The sequence below is a fragment of the Acinetobacter sp. AR2-3 genome, from assembly GCF_001878775.1.
GTDB lineage: Bacteria > Pseudomonadota > Gammaproteobacteria > Pseudomonadales > Moraxellaceae > Acinetobacter > Acinetobacter lwoffii_D.
Genome location: NZ_MJIQ01000060.1, coordinates 117,603 through 140,047, shown reverse-complemented (window position 1 = coordinate 140,047; position 22,445 = coordinate 117,603). Strand labels below are relative to the sequence as shown.

Below are 22,445 nucleotides of genomic sequence, written 5' to 3'. Positions count from 1 at the left end.
CATTTGCGTACGTTTTTGTTTACAAGACGCGACACCCACCGAGATCTACACGCGTAAGATCGTCGGCAGCGTCAGATGTGTATAAGAGACAGTATGAATATCGCAGCTATAATGGCAGTGATTGCATTTTTTCATAAGTAATAAGAAAATTACATCTTGGTATTTCTAACCGCAGGCTAATTTTAAATTTCATTATAAAAATAAATTTCTTTAAGTATTATTTTTAGTATAAATTTCACACATTTCTATATAATACCTATTTTAGGCTCCCGTTTATAAGAATTACTCATATATTGGGTATTTCGCATATATATTCTTACTGTTGCAGTAGGTTCACTTCATGAATAATATTAACTTTAATAACTTTGAAGAAGCTGGCCAAGCCATTTTAAAATTCTTATCTCAACGCTTTGGCTTCAAATTGTGGATGATTACTCGTACTGAGGGTGACGACTGGATTGTATTATTGAGTGAAGATAATGGCTATAACGTTAAGCCCGGACAAGTATTTCATTGGGCAGACTCATTCTGCTCACACATGGTACAAAGTAATATGCCTCGTATTGCTCCCTATTCACCTGATATTCAAGTTTACGCAGATGCACCTATAAATCACCTAGTCTCAATTAAAGCCTATATCGGCCAACCTCTGTATAAAGAAGATGGCTCTCTTTTTGGCACTCTATGTGCAATTGATCCCGAACCTCAACCTAAAATTCTTGTTGAAGATGCTCCATTATTCGAGTTGATAGCAAAGGTACTCAGTTATACGATTCAAGCTGATATGAAAGCTGCTGAGTACATACGTAAAGCTGAGCGTTTTGAAATAGAAGCAATGTCCGACCCAATGACTGGACTTTTCAACCGTCGTGCTTGGGATGAGCTTATTATCAAAGAGGAAGAGCGCTGTAAGCGTTATGGTCACCCTACTGCTATTCTTATGATAGACCTTAATGATCTTAAGATCACAAATGATACTCTGGGTCATGCTGCAGGTGATGAGCTCATTCAAAGAATGGCTTTAGCTCTCAAAAACACGGTACGTAGTAATGATATTATCGCTCGCTTAGGAGGTGATGAGTTTGCTGTGATGACCATTGAAACTAACTTAGAGCATGCGAAGAAGCTTGCATCAAGAATTCAAAATACTTTTACAAAAGTTGGAATTAGTGCTGCAATTGGCTTTGCAATGCGTAATCCAACCTTTGGGTTAGCTGAAGCTATCAAAGAAGCAGATGCAAAGATGTATCAGAATAAAGTTATGGTCAAATCGAGTAGCCATTAATTAAACTACTTACCCGATGCAGTCTTTGTATCTGGTAAGGCCTTATCTACAATCTGAAGATGTACTATTGAAATAATTCAATATAACCGAAAACCCTAGAGATTTTTTTGAAATAAAAACTATTATTTTTCATATCATTAAGAGCTTTAATCCGTTTTAATTCTGCACTTAGCCCTATCAAAATTGCGACTTTTCCAACAAAAATCCTGCAGTTTATTCCCAGGTTTTTGATCAAACGGTTAGGATCAACAATTTACTTTTATCATGAAGACTGATTATAAAAATAATAAAAGTCCATGCCAAAAAACCTTAAGTTCGCCAGCGAGCGCCGTAGTGACCAACGTAAAAAAGTCATACAAGCCGAAATGCTGCAGGCCCAAACATTTATACAGATCTATCTGCTCTTACCCTTCTTCTTTAAGGCATATCAGCATCAGCAACATCTTACGATGCGCAAACCCTAGAAGATGTCATCTAGCATGAAGCAAGCGCTGTGCGTGATAAAAAATTGACTGAACCTACACTGCGAATCTGCCTGTAGCTGATCAGCCTATTCCAGCCGAGTACAACGCAAGTGCAGCACTTCAATCAATTTATTAATTTGCGGAACTTTGAGCTGAAATATTTAAGCTAAATGTCATGAATAGACATATCTGCCAGTGCACCAAACTTTTCATCAAACGGCGCTAATTGTTCTTTGACGTATTTGGATCCGCGAAGTTTACGGCCATGCTTATCATAGTATTTATGAAAAAGTGTTTTGAAGGGATAGTACTGTTTTATGCTCAAGTCTTCCGCCATCTGATTGACCTTCGCTTCAAGCATCTTTTGAGCTACCCCTTGCTCACATTCTTTTGCGGTATCACGAGTTGCTGAAGAACGTTTTCCATTGATCATTAGTTCAATGTAGTAGGCCGAACCGCGCTTTCTGGGCTTGGGTAATTTCATGACGTAATTTCCAAAATTCTTGACGTAAACTTGACGTAAATTTAACGGCAATAACTGCATAAAATACGGGTTTTGCAGATAGTGCGGATAACGGCTCACTTTACTCAAGGCATTAAAAAAAGGCTTTAAGCTACTGTTTTCGCTTAAAACCCTTATAACATAACGTTTAGAATCTTGGTAGGTATAAGCAGACTCGAACTGCTGACCTCTACGATGTCAACGTAGCGCTCTAACCAACTGAGCTATACACCTAGAATGCTTGGCATATTATAAATTTTTCCGACCGAAAACAAGCCTTTTCATTTAGTTTTTAAAACGTCCGCGCAAGTTTTAAGCAAATCCTTGAATTTTTTCAATTCTTGTTCAGTTATTGGGGTTCCCGAATAAAGATTTTTTTCAAAAACCTGTATAGCTTGAATAAAGGCAGTCTGGTTTTCAATCTGAACCTGTTGAGATAAACGCTGCATCCAGTGATGAAAAGTTTCAGCAGACTGTTTTTTGAGATCGTCAGCTAAAGATTGATTCAGCTGCTGAATAGCGCGATCTAATGGAGATTGAGCCTGTCGGGCTTTCAGATAAATTCTGAAGACATAGGCCAAAATCAGTAGCACAATATTGCCCAGCAAAATTATGACACTCGAATAAACTGAACCGAGTCCTAATTTTGATAACCAGCTCTGTTGTGATTCTGCATTATAACCCACCACCTTACTTTGCCATTGGTAGCTGGCATAATCGCTCCAAACGCGTAGTTTGGTGACCCATAGATTATGCTGCGAGTTCCAGGTCGACTGATTTGCCGATACCCATGCATCCTGAGAAAGCAGATTTTGCATGCCATCATCTATACGCTGTGGAGCGATCATCGCGGTTGGATCAAAGCGTTGCCATCTCTGGTCAATCCAGACTTCTGTCCAGGCATGAGCATCCATTTGTCGGACTTCCCAGCTCATGCGATCTGGTGCCAACTCCCCACCCTGATAGCCGGTGACGACCCGTGCAGGAATCCCGACATAACGCATCAACATCACGAAACTCGAGGCATAGTGTTCACAAAAACCTTGCCGGGAATTAAACAGGAATTCATCAATCCGGTTTTGCCCCAGTTGGCCCGGCTTCAGGGTATAAATAAAGTTATTCTGCTGATACCAATTCAAGACTTGCTGCACATAACGCCGAGGATCTTCCGCACTTTGCGCATATAGACGTTGTGCTAATTGTTGCGCTCTCGGGTCAAGTCGGCGCTGCACCTGAGTATTCGTTCTTTCGATATATTGCGTTGGCAAAGCCTGAGGATCATATGCTGTCCCGACCCACTGTAACGAAATCGGTTCAACACGTTGCGTGAGCCGTCTCGGCACAATGCTCCAATCCTGACGGTTATAATAACGGCGTTCCACAGGTATCGATTTTTCCAACCCCATGATCCAGAACACCGAAGGATCCGCAGCCAGATATTGGTAGTTCCAGCCTGTAGGTACGGGTGAAGTATCCATCGGTTGTCGCATTAAAGGCTGCTGATTGACGAAACTGCTGGTCCAGCGTTGCCCATCATATTCATCTAGCACCAACGCTCGCCAATAGAGTTCTGAGCGTGGCGGAAGCTTGCTGATATCACCAATAATCCGGAAAGCAAGGGCACTGGATTGGGATAATTCAGCAATATCCCCAGGTGACATACTATCGCCAATGCCGGTCACACCCTTATTTTCAGGAATGGGAATATGCCAAAGTGGTGGCAAGCGCGGAAAGAAAATAAACAGCAAGATAAAAAATGGAACAGCGTACAAGATAAACTTGCCCACATGTTTGGCATCCTGTTGCAATGCTGCGCGCTGAGTGATCTGCTCCTGCTCAAAATCGCTAGTCTGAATCCGGTACAAACCAATCAGACAGCTGATTAAACACAGCACGATCACAATCGCCATCCCAAAAGATTGGCTATATAGGAATGAGCTGGCAGCAACAAACAGGGCAAAATTAAACAGAATAATCAGGTCACGTTTATTTTTACTTTCCAGTGATTTAGCAAATAAAAAAGTAGATAAAACTGCTACCCCAGCCTCAACACCAATAAAACTATGATGGCTCAAATAAATACTGCCGAGTGCCAAAGCCGTCAGTAGAAAAGTGCCCGTTTTGGGAAATGGCTGCTGACGTTTCAGGAAAATCCAGATACATACAATACTAATCACAAAAATAATACTGAGTAGAACCGGAATAAATGCCATCTGGGCGATGAGAATCAGGCCCAAAGTCAACACAATCGAGGTACGGATTTTTGCATTGATCATGAATTTACCCGCCTTAGGCCTGCGCCAACAATTGTTTGGCTTTCCGCAGTTGTTCTTCACCTGCACCCTGAGGCAATTCGGCCTGTGGCAAATGCAGACTATACGCACATTGCTGCTGCTCGCATTGCTCGACCAGACCCATCACAAATTCAAGTTTTTCTTCATGTGACTGACTCGGCATATGTGCATAATGAATCTCGATACTGTGTTCATCCTGATATTGCTCAAAGACTTTGACATACAAGCCTTGTCCACGCGCAAACTGCTTCCAGGACACCGCCTGCAAGGAATCGCCTGACTGGTAATTGCGCAATTCACGAAACTCATCCATATCCGGTTCAAAACGGTTAAAGTGATATTTATTTTCTGTGCTAAAAACTTCAGCTTTAGGCGCGACCCAGGCCGAATGCTGATGATAAAGATAGGTCCAGGCTCGAACTAACCCAAAGGGATAAACCGAATAAATCTGAATCACCGGATAATCAAACTTGCCACGTTGCTCTGCATAAAATGGCAGAATAAATTGCTGTTTTTGTGCATTCAGATAAACTTTCGCTAGCTGATTCCCTGCTTTGATATACAAATAGCGGGGGCGAAGCTGCTGCTGTTGAAAATAAAGATGCAGATTCACGCTATGACCGACCTGCCCCACATCATCTGCGATCAATTCAATTTTCAGGTCATGCAATTGCTTAAAAGTCAGATAAAAACTGATACACAGCACCGCACTGATTAAAAAGCAGAAACCTAAAATCAGGTTATTGGCATAGTTCACCCCGGCCACAAAGGTGATGAAGATCAACACCAGATACAGATAGCCCTGCTGATAAATAAATACCAAGACATCTTTCTGCGAGAGCTGTTTCTGCTGTGAGAATTGAAAGCGCTTGGCCAGCCATTTTTGCCAGGTTTTATCCAAGAGAGGACTCCTTTAGCTGACCGCAACCTGTTGCATCACATTAAACGTTTCAGCTTCACTTAAACCCAGACGATGCGAAGTCACCGCGACAAATACAGCCTGCACATCATCTGGTGTGACAAAAGCACGTTGCTGAATCAAAGCATACGCTTGTGCTGCGCGCTTCAAGGCCAGAAGGCCACGCGTAGAAAGTCCATGACGGCTTTTACGGGTTTCTTCTGCTAGATCAAGCAAATATTCCTGAATCGCTTCACTGATAAATATCTGATGCGTCAGACTTTGCAGATCCAGAATTTCATCTTCGGTAAAAATATGCGCCAGACTTGCAATCAGGGCAAAACGGGATTCCTGCTGTAATAACAGTTTTTCTGCATGGCGTGATGGATACCCCAAAGATAAACGCATCAGGAAACGGTCTAGCTGGGATTCCGGCAAAGCGTAAGTACCACTTTGGAATAGCGGGTTTTGTGTCGCAATCACCCAGAAAGGTTTCGGTAAGGCATAGCGTACGCCATCAATGGTGGCATAGCCTTCTTCCATGGCTTCGAGTAAGGCACTTTGGGTTTTGGGACTACAACGGTTGATTTCATCTGCCAGTAAAATCTGAGTAAAAATCGGGCCTTGTTTAAACTCGAACTGATGTTCTTTCTGGTTAAACATGTTAATACCGATGACATCACTGGCCAGCATGTCATTGGTAAATTGGATCCGCTGGAACTTTAACCCAGCCAGATGTGCCAGACTGCTGGCTAATGTAGTTTTACCCAATCCGGGTAAATCTTCAAATAAGACATGTCCGCCTGCAATCAAACAACAGAGTGCCAGTGTGGTCTGGGCCTGCTTATCCAACACAATGGCATTAACTTCTTCAAAAAAACGCTGGATCTTGGGTGCATAACTTGCAATTTTTTGTTCAAGCACAGTATTGATGTGTGCAATGTCGTTATTTTCCTTTTGTTTCATGCCCCAGATCACAATAATTTCCTTAATAAAACATGGCCTAAGATTAACATACACTGAAATTTAAATTTTCCCAAAAGATCAATCATCTGTCTGTGTAACTGAATAAAAATACTGATTAGAAAATGGCGAGGATTTAAATAATAGAAGAGTCAAAATGATCAGGTTGAAAAGAAGTAAGAAGCGCAGAAAACAAATAAAATGATCGACACAAATAGAGATCATTTTTCTTTTCGCTCAAATCTCAAAATACCAATCTGAGCTCATCCATCTATTTGAAAAGAATCATACTTAAAAGGTATAGAGACTTAAGCGATTTCATGGATTTTTATAATAAAACTTTTCTACGCTAGCTCAATCAATGACCTCAGATTTAACGCGATCGTCTATTCCTCATATTAATTTTTAACGATAAAAAAAAGCGCCCCGAAAGGCGCTTGCTATGAATTAATGATTAACACGGACACTTCTTCATATCACCGCCCGCAGATGGATAACGGGAATCCACACAGTGACGATAAAATGTTTTCGGGTCCATGGCTTCCAGATCGGGATGATGCTTGCGCATATGCTCCACATAGGTCTGGTAATCAGGTACACCGACCATCAGACGGAAACTTTGCTGCAAACGTTGCCACAAGGTCGCAATCCGCGACCAGTTTTTCGGATTCAGTATTAAATCCTTTTGTGACATTACGGTCATCTTGATGATTTTATAAATCATCGTTTTCCCGCTTTTGGCAAACTTCAGATTCATAATATTCCCCTTAATGACCTTTCGCTGGCTGAATCTCTTCAGGATCGCGATAAATCGCTTCTGCTTCATGTACAGATGGCTCAGGATTTGCCAATGCACGACGGATAACGCGAATTGCAGCAAACAACATGACAAAGGCTACAATCATAAAAAAAGCACAGAGTGCAGCATTAATCTGGTTCGACATCGCTACCGTCTGCATTTCTGCCACAGTTTTCGCTGGCGCTAGGATTTCATTATTGGCAATCGCCGTGTTGAAACGATCTGCCTGCGCCAAGAAACCAATCTTTGGATTTTCGTGGAAAATCTTTTGCCAGCCTGCTGTCATGGAAGTGATGAACAGGAACACTGTCGGGATAATTGTCACCCACACATATTTCTGTTTTTTCATCTTGAACAGAATGACAGTACCAAGAATGAGCGCCATCGCAGCCAAAATCTGGTTACCAATACCAAACAGCGGCCATAAACTGTTAATCCCGCCGAGTGGATCGACTACGCCCTGATAGACGAAGAAGCCCCAGCCTGCCACTGCAACCGCAGTACCCAACAGGTTTCCGAAGAAATTATGTGATTGTTTTACTGCTGGAATCACAATACCGACAGTATCCTGCACCATGAAACGACAGGCACGCGTACCCGCATCTACAGCAGTCAGGATGAATAGTGCTTCAAACAAAATCGCAAAGTGATACCAGAACGCCATCATTTCACGACTGTTGAAAATTTCGGTGATGATATGCGCCATACCAATTGCAAAAGTTGGCGCACCACCAGTACGCGACAGAATCGAGTTCTCACCCACTTCCTGTGCCAGTAAATTCAAGGCTTCAGGGGTTACCACAAAACCAAGGGTTCGCACTGCTTCTGCTGCGCTTTCTGCGGTAGTACCGAGCAAGGCTGCTGGTGAGTTAATCGCAAAATAAATTCCTGGATCCAGAATTGCAGCACAGATCAAAGCCATGATCGCTACAAAAGATTCCATCAACATACCGCCATAACCGATCATACGGATATCGCGTTCGTTGTTGACCAGTTTCGGTGTCGTCCCTGAAGAAACCAAGGCATGGAAACCGGAAATCGCACCACACGCAATAGTAATGAACAGGAATGGGAACATAGAACCTGCGAATACAGGACCAGTCCCATCAATGAATTTGGTAATCGCTGGCAGTTTCATTTCAGGCATGGCAAACAGGATACCCACGGCCAAACCTGCAATCACGCCAATTTTCAGGAAGGTCGACAGATAATCACGTGGAGCAAGCAATAGCCAGACTGGCAGTACCGATGCAATGAAACCATAAATGATCAGTGCCCAAGTGAGTTCAGTGCCAGAAAGCGTAAAGAACGGACCCCAATATGGATGTTGTGCGATGTTTTCACCGTAGATAATGCCCAGCATCATCAAGACAAAACCAATAATCGAGACTTCAGCAATTTTACCCGGGCGGATAAAACGCATGTAGATGCCCATAAAGATCGCAATCGGAATGGTGGCTGCAATACTGAATACACCCCATGGACTGTTAGTCAGTGCTTTAACAACGACTAGCGCCAATACTGCCAGAATGATGATCATCACGCCCAAGGCACCGAGCATCACGATAATACCGGCAAAGGTTCCGAGTTCCTGCTTGGCCATCTCACCGAGTGATCGACCGTCACGACGGGTGGAAATAAACAGTACCAGAAAATCCTGGACTGCACCGGCAAGCACCACACCGACTAACAGCCAGATCGTACCGGGTAAATAGCCCATTTGTGCTGCCAAGATCGGACCGACTAAAGGACCTGCACCGGCAATCGCTGCAAAGTGATGGCCAAACAGAACGCTTTTGTTGGTCGGCACATAGTCCAGACCATCGGCCAGACGATGCGCAGGCGTTAAACGGCGTTCATTCAGCTCAAATACTTTGGTGGCGATAAACAAACTGTAGAAACGGTAAGCAATGCTATAAACACAGGCGGCGGCAAGTACCAGCCAGACTGCATTGACATGCTCACCCCGACTCAGTGCTAGAACTCCAAAAGAGACTGCACCCACAATGGCTACCAGAAGCCAAATCATTTTCGAAGTCAGCGTCGACTTCTTTTGTAAAGTTTCCATTCAATCCCTCATATTGTGATGCATACAAATCAGCGTGATTGTTGTTGTTCGAGGTACTGCTGTTTTCCCTTGCGACTTTACGCCTGTTCTTTTGCTTTTCCTCTAAGACTTTGGCATAAAAAAAGGGATGATTTAAATCATCCCTCTCGATAATAGTCTATTTTCAAACCATTATGCACGTTCTAAATAGTCACCAGTACGGGTATCTACACGAACGCTTTCTTCTTGCTGTACGAATAATGGAACACGTACCACAGCACCTGTTTCAAGTTTCGCTGGCTTACCGCCACCGCCAGAAGTATCACCACGAACACCTGGATCAGTTTCAACGATTTTAAGTACGACGAAGTTCGGTGGAGTCACGTTTAAAGGCACGCCATTGAACAACATGATGGTACATTTTTCATTTGAATCGTCTTTTAACCATTTTGCAGCATCGCTCATTGCTGTTTTATCAGCTGCGATCTGTTCAAAGGTAACAGGATCCATGAAGTTCCACATTTCGCCATCGTTGTACAAGTATTCCATTTCTACTTCAACGATATCAGCCGCTTCTAGGTTCTCGCCTGATTTGAAAGTTTTTTCCAGAACTTTACCTGATTTAAGGTTACGTAATTTTACGCGGTTAAAAGCTTGGCCTTTACCTGGTTTTACGTATTCGTTTTCCATGATTGAACATGGGTTGCCATCAAGCATAACCTTAAGGCCTGACTTGAAATCATTCGTAGAATAATAGGCCATGACTGGCGCACTCCAAACTTACTAACTTTAATCTATTGATGCTATGGGCTGTTGCGATGTCATTTAGCAAGTCTGACACGAACATTGAGTTGCCACATGCACATTCATTTGATGTTGCGTATTCTAAATGAGCAATACACTTTGCCGCAATGAAAAAATCCGCTTTCACCCACTCAGGCTGTTTAAGTTACAATCAGACATGAAAATCCTTTGTTTATTCATGTCTTGCTCAACGTTAAAATACCATCAGGCGAGCACGAAGATCAGCATAGCTTAATCACTCTTTATTTTATAGCGCAGTGGATTATTGCGCTTCCGCACAAACTGTTAAACTGTGCCCATCAGGCTTTGTCCTCTCACTTATTATTGTTAATCTTCCGGCATGACGAACTATTTATATCAAGAACAAAACTGGCAATCACAGCTCAGCGACCTGATCACTGATCCACGCGAACTGCTTGAAGTGCTGCAACTCGCACCTGAACAGCTTCTCTCAGGCGCCATTTTAGCTTCTGAACAGTTTAAACTGCGGGTACCACGTGCTTTTGTGGGCAAAATGCAGACCGGAAACCCTTTAGACCCATTGCTTTTACAAGTGCTGCCCCATCATCTGGAACTGGAAGAACATCCAGGATTTGTTACCGACCCCTTGGGCGAAGAACAGGCCAATCAGCAACCCGGCGTACTGCACAAATATAAATCCCGTTTCTTGCTGACACTGACTGGTGCCTGTGCTGTACATTGCCGTTATTGTTTCCGCCGGCATTTCCCCTATCAGGAAAATCTGCCTAAAAATGAAGACTGGATAAATATCAAGCAATATCTGGAAAGCCAACCCGATATTAATGAAGTGATTCTGAGCGGCGGTGATCCACTGACCTTATCGAACCGGAAATTAAAAACCTGGATTGAACGACTAGAATCAGTACCACATCTCAAATTCTTAAGAATACATTCACGAGTTCCTATTGTGATCCCCAACCGAGTCGACGAAGAGCTACTTAGCATGTTAAAAAACAGTAGGCTACGTATTATTCTGGTGGTACACTCAAACCATGCATCGGAGCTGGATGACTTCACTTGCAAGCGTTTAAACCAACTGGTTCAACAGCAGATCACTGTTCTGAATCAGGCGGTTTTATTAAACGGGGTAAATGATTCTGCTCAGGTTTTAGTGGATTTAAGCTATCGCTTGTTTGATGCCGGGGTCATGCCTTATTATTTACATGTACTTGATAAAGTAAAAGGTGCGCATCATTTTGATTTAGCGCCTGACCATATTAATGAGATTTATACAGAAGTTTTAGCGAACCTTCCGGGGTATTTGGTTCCTAAACTGGTTCGAGAAATAGCGGGCGAGAAGAATAAGACACCGCTTTTTGGGGTTTCAACATTTTTGAGTTAAATAATAAAGATGAGCACGCATACTTCAGACATTTTTCAGACACCGACGGAACTTAAACGAGAGCAGTTGAGCTTTTGTCCAACCACTGCCAAGGCTTTGCAGGAATGGGTTGCGGGGATTTCGATTCTACAGCTGGGGAATTCCTCCAAATCCCTGTTTAATGCCTTATTGGAAGTTTCCGAGCTGAAATGTCCAGAAACCCTGCGCTTTGACCTGATTCAAGTCTTGCATCCCACCCTTGAAAATGTCCTGACCAGTCTGGAAAAGCATTTCGTCAATCAGGGCCTGATCACTTCCGACCGGAATGACCAGATCATTGAACTGGCCATGCTGCTGCGCAGTCATTTTGCCAAAATTTATATCGATATCGTCAAACGCTGTAATCATCAGCTGACGCATCAGAAGTTTTCGCTATTTTCTCTAGGCAAAAAGAAGAGCATTCAAACTGCCCGGATGGTATCGATTTATTATGCCCTGCAACAACTCACACTTCTGTTATATCAACAACATATGCTGTATAGCACGCCGGGTCTGGGACAATGGCTGGCTGCCCATCAACTGCTTGAATGTGCAATAGACAACAATTTCTATCAAAGCAATATCAATCAGGTATTAGGCACCCAGCATGATATCCAGAACATTGCACATGCCTATGCACAGCTGATTTTACTGGATATCTTCAATACTCATCAGATCCGGCCTGCAGAAATTCAGGGCCTGTATCTATGCAGTTTTGACTGGGCCAAACTGGTACAGATCCTGCCGAAGGAAACCACGCTGTCCCGTTATGTGGTCGATGCCAGCAAAGATCATCCGCCAATCTTTAATTCCCATCAAGAGCCACAGTTTCAGCCGAGCTTCTATATTTCCACTCAGAACCTGATGGATCATTTAACAGGTACTCAAAGCAAAAATGCCCAGTATCTGTCGCGGAATGAAAAACTGTTCCTGACCCCTGCACTGCATTTTCATATCTACAATCTGCTCTCGAACAATGTCGAGCGTCGTCATGAACGTTATGAATATTCAGCACAGATCAATATCTGCTTTGGCTTGAGCGTGGCGCATTTTTACCTGTCTAAAGGTAAAAACTTCAATGAAACCCTGGAACTCGATGCCAATTATAATTTCCAGAGCGAAAGCAGTTTTGTCAGCTCGATGGAAAACGCCATTCCAAGTAGTTTTAGCAGCATCAAGGCGCTCGATCGAGAAACCAAACAGATCCATAGCGCTGAAGTTCTGGATATCAGTGTCAATGGTTACCGGATTAAATGGACTGGTATTACCCCGGCTAACCTGAAAACCGGTGAATTCATTCTGGTTCAGGAAAAAACCCAGAGTCAGTGGCGTGGCGGTGTGATTCGCTGGATCAAGCAGTCAACGGATAAGAGCCTAGAAATCGGGCTGGAAATTTTGGCACAAGAGCTCTTTCCTTGTGCAGCTTATACCCGTACCGAACGTCATCATGTCAACTATCAGCCTGCCCTGTTGGTGAAAATGACGCAACTGGATCAGGTCTCGACCAGCCTGATTGTCTCTGGTTCACAGATGTTTAGGGAAAAACAAACCATTCATTTACGTCTTGGTCAGGAAGAAATCAAAATCTATCTGACCAAAGCACAACTGATTACGCAGAGTTTCATCCGTTTTGATTATGAATTACTCAATGATCAGGAAGAAGAGATGATCGAAAACTTTATCGATCAGCACATGAATGAAAGCAGAAATCATGATTTATGGGAAGCATTGAAGTGAGAAATCCATTATTGTCTAAAAAGTTAAAACGTACTGAAACACGTTTACTGATTATTGATGATAATCAAATTAGATATAACCAAATCCGTGATCTTCTGACCAGTCATGATTATCAGGTGGATGCTGTCCTGCTGGATGATCTGCAATCTTTTGAAAAACAATTAAATTTCAACTGGGATCTGATTATTTTTGGACGTGCCTACGACCTGAAATATGAACAGGCCTTAAGTTTGGTGCGCCTTTCGCAGCAACCTGACCTTCCGATGATTTTGCTTAAACCGGATGATTATCAGGCTGAACAGTATGCGCAATATATCCGTAAAGGGGTATATGACATTCTCAACTTCGACTACTTGGAACGCTTTTATGTGGGACTGGTCCGAGCATTGTCATTTAGCCGTTTGTCACAATCTCAGCAACATTTAATGACTGAGCTGGAAACAGCTCAAATTCAGGCACAATCTTTGGTAGATGACAGCAACCGTGCTGTCGCCACCATTCAGGAAGGGATTCATATTCAGGCCAATGCGGACTACCTGAAACTGTTTGGCTTACAAAATGAAGATGAGATTATTGGTCTACCTTTGCTAGATCTGCTCCAGCCTTCAGATTTGAATGATTTTAAAACGCGTTTCAAAAAGATTTCTCAGGGTCAGTTTGATTTAGGTCGGGTCGAGATCCAGTCTTTGAATCCGCATGTGTCCGCATCTAACCCATTAAAACTGGAATTCTTGCCTTCAACTGCTGAAGAAGATGCAGTACAAATTAGCATTGATACCCAATCTCAAACGGTTTCTTCCGAGAAGACTCCTGGAAAGCCAAGCGTTTTTCAGTCACTTAAACGTGAACTCAGCAAGCAGTCTGCACCGGTGAATGCCTTGGTCACTTTCTCTTTTAGCGCATATGACCCGGAAGTTCTACAGTCTGACTGGGCCACTTTTAATGGGTACTTTGATGCAGTCAAAGAATTCCTCAAGGAACAGACCCATATTCCCCTGTTTAAACTGGAATATGATGTTGTTGTCGGTCTGTTCCAGGCAGACTCTAAAGCAATTCTTGAATCCAAACTGATCAGTTTAAATGCCTTAAGCAAACCGCAACTCATTACAGTGGGACAAAAGTCATTCCCTCTAAATTTGCGCTTGGGCTATGTCATGCTTGAACAGGGTTTGCAGGATGAAATGCACTGCAATAAGCTGATTGCACAAGCATTCTCCAACCCATTACCTAAAGCAGAAGTAGCATCTGAGTTTAAACTCGATATTCCTGTATCACTAAGCAGTCAAGCCTCTGTAGAAATGCCAAGTATAGATTTCAGTGTTGCTGAAACACCAGTTGCCAGCTCAACAGTTGCAGCCGTCAGTCCAGCAGTCACGTCTATTCCTAGCACCACACCTTCTATTTTGAAAGCCTTAAGTGAATGTCTGGAACGTGGCGAGATTCATTTAAAGTATCAGCAACTCTATGATAAAGAAGATACTCGGTTATATACCTATGAAGTGACCAGTGGCTTTATTTTTGAGAATAAATGGCAGGATATTTCTAGCCTTTTAGAACTTCATGAAGATGATGAACTGTCCATTAAACTGGATCGCTGGATTCTGGTTGAGGCCAGTAAACAGCTACACAACTTTATTACCCAGTATCCTGATGCAAGCTTAATTGTCAATTTGAACCGTGCCGTGCTATTTAAAGACCGCACCTTCCCGGAATTTATTTCCAAGCTGATTACGATTATTCGCAGCAAAGTGAAGCACCCGCTAATCTTGCAATTCTCAGAAGAAGATATTTTACTGAATCAGCAAGATGCACAAAAATATCTACGAGTGCTGTATGAACATGGTGCGCTGATTGCACTTCGTGATTTTGGTCAATCCATGTACAGTCAAAATTTACTGCGCGAACTTGAACTGGATGGTGTTAGCTTACATTCGAGCTTAACCAATATGCTTAATAAAGACACCGAGATTGAGCAGTTACAGGAAAAAATCACCAGTTACAACGAAATTAAGCCACTCAATATCCTGATTCGTGAATTAAATGATATGACACTTTTCGCGAATGCCTGGAACGTGGATGCCCGCTTTATTCAGGGGAATTATTTCCAGAAAAAACTCGATCATTTGATTGATGTACAAGATCACTAAGATCTTGTACAAGCCTGCGCATTTAGGAAATCGAATGATAATTTTTTAAATTGCAGGCACAAAAAAAAACGGGCTTAAAGCCCGTTTTTTCATTTTGGGTATTAACGTTTAACAGAACGTGACATACCAGCAAAACGTTGTTTGAACTTGTCGATACGACCGCCAGTGTCAACGTTCTTTTGCTTACCAGTGTAGAATGGGTGGCAAGCTGAACATACGTCTAGATAAAGAGTTTCTTTACCAAGAGCTGAACGAGTTTCGATTACGTTACCACATGAACAAGTAGCAACTAAAGTTTCATATTTTGGGTGAATATCGGCGCGCATCGTCGATTACTCCATTAGATTCAAGAAGGTTTAGCTGTCATCGCTATTGATCACTCTCAAATGAGGAAGCAGGAACATCGTTCATGCAGATCAACACCACAACAGACCATTCTTTTGGCCCACCGAGACGGATACCGTCAGAGCTAAGCACAACAAGTGGGCGTCATTATACGTGAAACGAATTCAATATGCGAATTATTCTTCAGCTTCTGATCCAGCCTCTTTGGCCCACAGATTGGCAATAATCCCGCAGACCATCAACTGAATCTGATGGAAAATCATGATCGGCAGGACAATCATGCCCAGCGGCTGGCCAATAAATAAAATTTGCGCCATCGGTACTCCACTGGCCAGGGTTTTTTTAGAACCACAAAAGAATGCCGTTTTCTGGTCAGCGCGGCTGAAGCCCAGCCAGCGTGGAATATAAAGTGATAATAACATCACAATGGTGAGTAACACCGAGCAAGCCAGCAATAGCAGCAACAAGGTACTCAGGCTCACTTCATTCCACAGACCAGCCACTACGGCGCTACTAAAAGCGCCATACACCACCAGTAAAATCGAGCCTTGATCGAAAACCTTGACGATTTTTGGCATTTTCATCATTTGGGGATAGATCCATGGACGCAGAATCTGTCCTAAAATAAACGGCACCAAGAGCAGCAGTGTAATCTGGATAATCGATGAAGTCGGATCAAAACCATGATCAGATTGACCGAGAATAAAAAATGCCACCAATAATGGGGTAATAAACATACCGATCAAATTGGAAAAAGAGGCGCTACATACCGCCCCGGCGACATTGCCATGAGCCACCGAAGTAAATGCGATCGAGGACTGCACGGTGGATGGCAAGAAACACATAAACAGGAAGCCCCAATACAGTTCCTGTCCGAGCATCGGTAATAAAATCGGCTTGGCCAAAAGTCCAAGAATTGGAAACAGGGCAAAAGTTAGCGCAAAAACTAAAGTATGCAATTTCCAGTGCATAATGCCCTGCAACACGGCTTCACGAGACAGTTTGGCACCGTGCAGGAAAAACAGGATGGCAATCGCTCCTGTCGTCACCCAGCCAAAGATTTCAGCCGCTTGCCCCGAAACTGGCAGCACACTGGCCAGCAAAACCATCACAAACAACAGTATCGTAAACCGATCCAATGCCAAGAACTTAAGCATATCCCTATAATCCCTCAGATTTTATTGTTTGATATAAAAATGCCCGGCTATCTTAACAGATGCCGGGCCCATGCTATGCACTCAGATTGATGTAATATTTTCATCTATACATGAATGCATTTCATATATCTCGCTACATCACACTTAGTTATTACGTGCATTGTTGTCTTGCTGGATCAGCTCGATCTTGTAGCCATCTGGATCTTCTACAAATGCAATTACAGTCACGCCACCTTTCATCGGACCGGCTTCACGCACCACATTACCGCCACGCGCTTTAATCTCTTCGCAAGCCTTGTAAGCATCATCAACTGCAATCGCGATATGACCATAAGCATTGCCCAGTTCATAGCTGTCTGTATCCCAGTTATGCGTCAATTCCAGTACGGTGTGATTTTCTTCATCGCCATAACCGACAAAAGCCAAGGTAAAACGGCCCTCTTCGTAATCACGCTTACGAAGCAAAGTCATGCCAAGTACTTCAGTATAGAACTTGAGAGATTGTTCTAAATTGCCTACACGTAACATGGTATGCAGCATGCGCATATTAATCATCCTTCTGTACAGATTGTTGTTGGTGTTCACCGAGCAGTTTTGCGACCCAAACCACCAGAATCAGGATCGGAATCCCGATTAGAGTAGTCATCAGGAAGAAATTCGGATAACCGATATTGGTGACTATAGTACCCGAATATCCGCCTAAAATCTTAGGGGTCAAAGTCATGAGTGAGCTAAAAATCGCATATTGAACAGCGGTAAAAGACACACTGGTCAAGCTCGACAAGAATGCAATAAACGCAGCACCAGCCAGCCCAGCAGCCAGATTGTCGACAATAATAGCAAAATAAAGCCACTTGTCGCTATAAGGTTTAATTACCTTACCACTGACTTCGACTGTATCTGAACTGTTGCCATCCACCACTGCCAAGGGCTGAATATCGACATCCAGATTCTGGGTACTAGCCAACTGATCATTGACCTGATAAACATGCGTGGTTTGCTGAAGTGCCTGATCATCTTGCATCAAGACTGCACTGATAATATGTGCAGGTGACTGAATCAGTTGCTGTGCAGGAATCGCGGCAGTAAATACGCCTTCACTTTCCAGTTTTGCCTCAATATTCTGATCATTGATTTGCAAAACAATCTTTTGATTTTCTTGCAGTGCTTCACCGACATACTGGCCGCGCACTACAATGGTCTTGTCCTGTTCAGCTACAGTGAGGCTATTGTCACTGGTGATCGGCAAGATCTGTAACTGGGTGCTGCCCTGTTCTGTGGTCAAATACGGCATATTGACCTGTACCGAGGCCTGATCAGTAACATCTCCATCCAGATAAGCAGCCGATACTTGTAGCTGTTTGCTCTGCGCCAGCACAGCACTCGGTATATCCAGCTTCCAGTAACCAACTTCATCGGTCTCTGCCTGATAAACCTGATTACCGGCTTTAACTTCCACAGCTGCCAGTTTTTCACCAGACTTGACCAGGCCGATAAAAATCAGGTTGGTAGAACAGGCCAGTACGGCACCGACAAACATCAGTTTCATGATGTTCATCTTCTGGGCCAAGAGCCCGCCAAGGAAACCACCGACTAAAGAGAAAATCACCCCATAGACTTTAACGGCCTCGGCAATCTGTTCTTTACTGAAATTCAGGTCCTGATAGAACACATTGGAAATGACGCCGGCAATAATATCGGAAACCCGATAAAAACCGATCAGCAATAACAACACCAATGCCAGTTTCAAGCCATAACGTTTAAAGAAATCTGCAACCGGATTGACCCAGGTTTCATAGGCCATTTGCTTGTTAACCGCACCCATTTTTACCAAGCTTGCACCAATCGCAAAGGCCACTGCACCCGAGCCAACAAAGCGCAAAGCTTCAAAACAGAACAAGGCAAAGGTATCTTGAATGGCGAATTGTTCGGTGATGCTGGCCACCAGATTGCCCGAATAGATATAGCTCAGGACAAAACTGATCACCGCCACAAAAAATACGGCGACTAAACGGAAATAATCACTGCGCACATAGTGTTTTCGCACACGGTCAACCTGCGGCTCCCGAATGGACAGTGTGGTGATAATACCGACCAGCATGACAGCAGCCATCGCCAGATAGGTCCATTTCCAGGCATCATAGATATAGTTGCCTTTCGCAGTTCCCAAATAGGCCGCCAGAAACAAGGCACCAGCACCGGCCACAATCATCCCGATCCGGTAACCTGCATTATAGGTGGAAGCCAATACGGTCTGCATCTGGGTTTCCGCCAGCTCAATCCGGTAGGCATCAATCACAATATCCTGCGTTGCTGCGGAGAAACCAAGCAGGACTGCACCGAGCGCCATTTGCTGTAAATGTGTTGCACCCAAAGCCGGATCAGAAAAGGCCATAATGGAAATGGCACAGACAATCAGAATCTGCGCAATCAGCAACCAGGCACGACGACGTCCCAGAGCCTTGGTCAGAAAAGGGACAGGAAGTTCATCAATGAGCGGTGCCCAGACGAATTTAAACGAATAGCCCAATGCGGCCCAGCTAAAGAAAGTTACTGCACTTTTGCTGATTCCGGCCTCACCTAACCATAAAGACAGACTGGAAAAAATCAGAAGAATCGGCACACCAGCCGAAAATCCCAAGAACAGCATGATCAATGCACGTCGATCTAAAAATGCTGTAAATGCGGATTTCCAACCCGTCGTTTGTGTTGTCATTGCTTTATTATTTTCCGCAGAAAAACCAATTGCTGCTATTCAATCCTGTAATAGCGTATCTTTCAACAAGATTTATATATTTATCACATTTCCGGTTTTTTATTTTCTGGCAAAAGCGACATGTTGGCTTGAATTTTTCAAGTAAATCTGTATACCTTAACTCTCATCAACGTAATATTTCGTTTTGGATTTTCAACAGTGACCCAGAGACTCGATCAAATTAATTCTTCTATTGCCAGCAACACCAGCACAACTCCACAAAAAATCCGCTCAGATTTACTTATCTCTGCATTTGAACAAAGCGAAATTAAAAATACTCTGGACCATACCCGGTTAACATCCACCCAGCTGACGCATATTCCAAACCTAGAAAAAATTCCTGCGTCAACCAAACGGATCAAGCCCCTGAATAACTTTTTGGGCCAAGATCGCGCACGCGCCTCAGTTGAGGCCGGGATTGCCCTGCCTTATTCCGGCTATAACATTTTTGCTGTGGGTACCGCAGGACTCGGAAAACGCACCATGGTGAAGCGTTTGCTGCAACAGCACGCCAAAACTATGGAAACCCCGAATGACTGGGTGTTCGTCAATAACTTTCAGAACCAGCGTCAGCCGATTGCGCTAGAACTGCCCTCAGGTCAAGGGCCGAAATTCCAGGCCATGTTGAATCAAAGCTGGCAAACGATCCTCAAGCAGCTTGAGCGCCGTTTTACTGCAGAGACCTATCATAACCGCATTGAAATGATTCGCCAGGAAACGGGTGATGAACAGCAGCAGGCACTGATCGAACTGACCAAAGAAGGCGCAGAACTGGATCTGAAGCTGATCTCGCGACATGATGAGCACTGTTTTGTCCCTGTGCATCTGATTGATGACAAATTGCAGGAAATGTCTCAGGAAGATCTGAATGCATTAAGCAACAAAGATCGTGCCGAACTAGCCTCTAACATGCGCTATATGGACAAGAAACTGGAACGTTTGGGTTTACACCTAGGTGATCTGGAAGATGATGCACGCGATCGCGTACAGATCCTGAACCGCGATATCGCCAAGCAGGTCGTCTTGCCGCGAGTCGAACAGATTCTAGCGAAATTCAAACATGTGGAAGGTCTGGAACATTATCTGAAATATTATGCCGAAGACATTATCAATAATGTCGAAATCGTGCTGGAACAGGAAGAAGATGACTTCACTCCGGCACTATTCAGCCGCGTTCCGGCACGTTATCAGGCAAATGTAATTATTACCCATAAGCCGAACAGTGGTGCACCGGTGATCTTTGAAGATTTTCCAACGCATTACAACCTTTTGGGTCATGTGGAACAACGGACCCAAAATGGCACGATTACCACCGACTTCACCCTGATTCGTTCAGGTACCTTGCACAAGGCTAACGGTGGCTTCCTGATGCTGGAAGCGGAACAATTGCTGGAACAGCCCTATGCATGGCAAGGCTTGAAGCGCGCGCTTAAATCGGGGCATTTAAAATTGTCCTCGCTTGAGCATATGATCACGTTAACCGGCAGCATTTCGATTGAACCTGCTTCGATTCCATTGAATATCAAGGTCATCTTGCTGGCTGAGCCTGAAATTTATTATGAAATTTTAGAGCTTGAACCAGAGCTGGGCAGCATCTTTAAAATCCGTGCTGATTTTACCGATACATTACAACGTAATGACGACAACGAGCAGGCCTATATGCAGCTGATTGCCGACTATGTGCAATCGGATAAATTATTACCTTTTGACCGTTCTGCTTTGGCGGCATTGCTCACAGATTCCAGCCGTCAGGCCGAAGATCAAAGTTCATTGTCATTACATGCCCTGACGCTGGGTGATCTGATCCGTGAAGCACATCATCATGCCTTCCAGGCCGGTGACAAGATGGTGTCAGAAAAACATATCAATACCGCACTGGATCATCGCAAATATCGTCTCGGCTATTTACGTGAACTGTATTGGCAAGATCTGACTCGTGGTACCCAATTGATCGAAACCCGTGGTCATCGTCTGGGCCAAATCAATGCCCTGTCGGTGATTCATTATGCTGATGTTGAGTTTGGTCTGCCTTCACGACTGACTGCTTCGGTGTATCAAGGTGGCGGTGATATTCTGGATATCGAACGCAGTGTAGAACTTGGTGGCTCTTTGCATGCCAAAGGTGTGTTACTGATGTCATCCTTCCTGAAAGCGCATTTTGGTCGTGAACAGACCCTGCACTTCTCTGCTGCGCTGGCCTTTGAACAAAGTTATGGTCAAGTCGATGGTGACAGTGCCACGGTAGCGGAACTTTCTGCCTTACTGTCGGCCATCAGCCAGTTACCGATTGATCAGTCCTGGGCCATTACCGGTTCCATGAACCAGCTGGGACAAGTACAACCGGTAGGTGGTGTGAATGCCAAAATTGAAGGTTTCTTTGATGCTTGCAAGTTACAAGGTCTGACCGGAAAACAAGGTGTGATTATCCCGCGTCAAAATATGCAGCATCTGATGCTGCGTAAAGATGTCACCATTGCTGTGGAAGAAGGTCAGTTCCATATTCACGCGATTGATACCATTGATCAGGCGCTGGAAATCCTGATGGCGCGTCCTGTCGGTACCTTGGATAAAAAAGGTCGCTATAGCAAAAATTCAATCTATGCCGCAGTAATGGCACAGCTGGATTATTGGCAAGCGATTGAAGATGGTGCCGAACTGGTCGAAGTGCCGAAGAAAAAGAAAAAAAAGAAGAAGAAAAAAGACAAGAAGCAAATCGTCGAGCCACAAACTGAAGTTGAAGCTGATGCTTCGACAGTTGAACAGCCGGATGCAGCGACAGAGGATTAACTCTGACCTTGACCTAAGCAAAAATAGAGCCAAAAAAAGCGCTTCTCAATGAAGCGCTTTTTCACATCTGAACTTAATTT

At 43.7% G+C, this 22,445-nt stretch carries 16 protein-coding genes and 1 tRNA gene; 5 read left to right on the top strand and 12 right to left on the bottom strand.

The genetic code is table 11. The features are described from left to right. Window positions 1–340 precede the first annotated feature (340 nt). Window positions 341–1,285, top strand: a complete 945-nt coding sequence (locus BFN00_RS12300) for a sensor domain-containing diguanylate cyclase (protein WP_004646556.1) — start codon at window positions 341–343, stop codon at window positions 1,283–1,285. A gap of 630 nt (window positions 1,286–1,915) precedes the next feature. Here the strand turns inward: BFN00_RS12300 and BFN00_RS12295 are convergent. The 8 genes from BFN00_RS12295 to efp form a co-directional block, all read right to left on the bottom strand. Beyond that, the gene (locus BFN00_RS12295; protein ID WP_228127478.1) at window positions 1,916–2,332 is read right to left on the bottom strand and encodes a hypothetical protein; all 417 of its coding nucleotides are present in this window, start codon (window positions 2,330–2,332) and stop codon (window positions 1,916–1,918) included. A gap of 76 nt (window positions 2,333–2,408) precedes the next feature. Then, window positions 2,409–2,485 (bottom strand) — tRNA-Val (locus BFN00_RS12290). A 47-nt stretch (window positions 2,486–2,532) separates the two neighbouring features. Beyond that, the gene (locus BFN00_RS12285) at window positions 2,533–4,527 is read right to left on the bottom strand and encodes a transglutaminase TgpA family protein (RefSeq protein ID WP_071851933.1); all 1,995 of its coding nucleotides are present in this window, start codon (window positions 4,525–4,527) and stop codon (window positions 2,533–2,535) included. Between the two features lie 13 nt (window positions 4,528–4,540). Continuing rightward, window positions 4,541–5,446, bottom strand: coding sequence for a DUF58 domain-containing protein (locus tag BFN00_RS12280; protein ID WP_004646553.1), 906 nt, complete (start codon window positions 5,444–5,446; stop codon window positions 4,541–4,543). 12 nt (window positions 5,447–5,458) lie between these two features. Beyond that, window positions 5,459–6,421 carry an AAA family ATPase gene (locus BFN00_RS12275; RefSeq protein ID WP_004646552.1) on the bottom strand — a complete coding sequence of 321 codons (963 nt, stop codon included), beginning with the start codon at window positions 6,419–6,421 and terminating at the stop codon, window positions 5,459–5,461. Window positions 6,422–6,860: 439 nt separating this feature from the next. Then, window positions 6,861–7,166, bottom strand: coding sequence for a YbdD/YjiX family protein (locus BFN00_RS12270; protein ID WP_171054308.1), 306 nt, complete (start codon window positions 7,164–7,166; stop codon window positions 6,861–6,863). A gap of 7 nt (window positions 7,167–7,173) precedes the next feature. Further along, window positions 7,174–9,273: a carbon starvation CstA family protein gene (locus BFN00_RS12265; protein WP_004279748.1), complete on the bottom strand. Its 2,100-nt coding sequence runs from the start codon at window positions 9,271–9,273 to the stop codon at window positions 7,174–7,176. Between the two features lie 171 nt (window positions 9,274–9,444). Further along, window positions 9,445–10,014 carry an elongation factor P gene (gene efp, locus BFN00_RS12260; RefSeq protein WP_004279747.1) on the bottom strand — a complete coding sequence of 190 codons (570 nt, stop codon included), beginning with the start codon at window positions 10,012–10,014 and terminating at the stop codon, window positions 9,445–9,447. Between the two features lie 382 nt (window positions 10,015–10,396). On the opposite strand from efp, the gene epmB reads away from it, so the two are divergent. The 3 genes from epmB to BFN00_RS12245 are packed head-to-tail and all read left to right on the top strand — an operon-like array spanning window position 10,397 to window position 15,321. Continuing rightward, window positions 10,397–11,419 carry an EF-P beta-lysylation protein EpmB gene (gene epmB / locus BFN00_RS12255; RefSeq protein ID WP_005251335.1) on the top strand — a complete coding sequence of 341 codons (1,023 nt, stop codon included), beginning with the start codon at window positions 10,397–10,399 and terminating at the stop codon, window positions 11,417–11,419. 9 nt (window positions 11,420–11,428) lie between these two features. Then, window positions 11,429–13,174, top strand: coding sequence for a cyclic-di-GMP receptor FimW-related protein (locus BFN00_RS12250; RefSeq protein WP_005251333.1), 1,746 nt, complete (start codon window positions 11,429–11,431; stop codon window positions 13,172–13,174). Further along, window positions 13,156–15,321: an EAL domain-containing protein gene (locus BFN00_RS12245; protein ID WP_071851931.1), complete on the top strand. Its 2,166-nt coding sequence runs from the start codon at window positions 13,156–13,158 to the stop codon at window positions 15,319–15,321. The genes BFN00_RS12250 and BFN00_RS12245 overlap by 19 nt, the downstream gene beginning before the upstream one ends. A gap of 101 nt (window positions 15,322–15,422) precedes the next feature. Here BFN00_RS12245 and rpmE read toward each other — a convergent pair whose 3' ends face one another. From rpmE to BFN00_RS12225, 4 genes are all read right to left on the bottom strand, one after another. Beyond that, window positions 15,423–15,647, bottom strand: coding sequence for a 50S ribosomal protein L31 (rpmE, locus tag BFN00_RS12240; RefSeq protein ID WP_004279743.1), 225 nt, complete (start codon window positions 15,645–15,647; stop codon window positions 15,423–15,425). A gap of 195 nt (window positions 15,648–15,842) precedes the next feature. Further along, window positions 15,843–16,823 carry a bile acid:sodium symporter family protein gene (locus BFN00_RS12235; protein ID WP_071851929.1) on the bottom strand — a complete coding sequence of 327 codons (981 nt, stop codon included), beginning with the start codon at window positions 16,821–16,823 and terminating at the stop codon, window positions 15,843–15,845. Between the two features lie 144 nt (window positions 16,824–16,967). Continuing rightward, on the bottom strand, window positions 16,968–17,369 hold the full coding sequence (gene gloA / locus BFN00_RS12230; RefSeq protein ID WP_004279741.1) for a lactoylglutathione lyase: 402 nt from the start codon (window positions 17,367–17,369) through the stop codon (window positions 16,968–16,970). A 1-nt stretch (window position 17,370) separates the two neighbouring features. Beyond that, window positions 17,371–19,539: an AmpG family muropeptide MFS transporter gene (locus BFN00_RS12225; RefSeq protein WP_071851927.1), complete on the bottom strand. Its 2,169-nt coding sequence runs from the start codon at window positions 19,537–19,539 to the stop codon at window positions 17,371–17,373. A gap of 198 nt (window positions 19,540–19,737) precedes the next feature. Here BFN00_RS12225 and BFN00_RS12220 point away from each other — a divergent pair, with 198 nt between their 5' ends. Beyond that, window positions 19,738–22,365 (top strand): Lon protease family protein, encoded by a 2,628-nt coding sequence (locus BFN00_RS12220; protein ID WP_071851925.1) that lies wholly within the window; start codon window positions 19,738–19,740, stop codon window positions 22,363–22,365. Window positions 22,366–22,445: the final 80 nt, after the last annotated feature.

Bases quoted from the DNA above. Each gene is read 5' to 3' on its own strand.
- BFN00_RS12300 (WP_004646556.1), top strand. From the start codon at position 341: ATGAATAATATTAACTTTAATAACTTTGAAGAAGCTGGCCAAGCCATT.
- BFN00_RS12285 (WP_071851933.1), bottom strand. From the start codon at position 4,527: ATGATCAATGCAAAAATCCGTACCTCGATTGTGTTGACTTTGGGCCTG.
- BFN00_RS12265 (WP_004279748.1), bottom strand. From the start codon at position 9,273: ATGGAAACTTTACAAAAGAAGTCGACGCTGACTTCGAAAATGATTTGG.
- efp (WP_004279747.1), bottom strand. From the start codon at position 10,014: ATGGCCTATTATTCTACGAATGATTTCAAGTCAGGCCTTAAGGTTATG.
- epmB (WP_005251335.1), top strand. From the start codon at position 10,397: ATGACGAACTATTTATATCAAGAACAAAACTGGCAATCACAGCTCAGC.
- BFN00_RS12250 (WP_005251333.1), top strand. From the start codon at position 11,429: ATGAGCACGCATACTTCAGACATTTTTCAGACACCGACGGAACTTAAA.
- BFN00_RS12245 (WP_071851931.1), top strand. From the start codon at position 13,156: ATGGGAAGCATTGAAGTGAGAAATCCATTATTGTCTAAAAAGTTAAAA.
- rpmE (WP_004279743.1), bottom strand. From the start codon at position 15,647: ATGCGCGCCGATATTCACCCAAAATATGAAACTTTAGTTGCTACTTGT.
- BFN00_RS12235 (WP_071851929.1), bottom strand. From the start codon at position 16,823: ATGCTTAAGTTCTTGGCATTGGATCGGTTTACGATACTGTTGTTTGTG.
- gloA (WP_004279741.1), bottom strand. From the start codon at position 17,369: ATGCGCATGCTGCATACCATGTTACGTGTAGGCAATTTAGAACAATCT.
- BFN00_RS12225 (WP_071851927.1), bottom strand. From the start codon at position 19,539: ATGACAACACAAACGACGGGTTGGAAATCCGCATTTACAGCATTTTTA.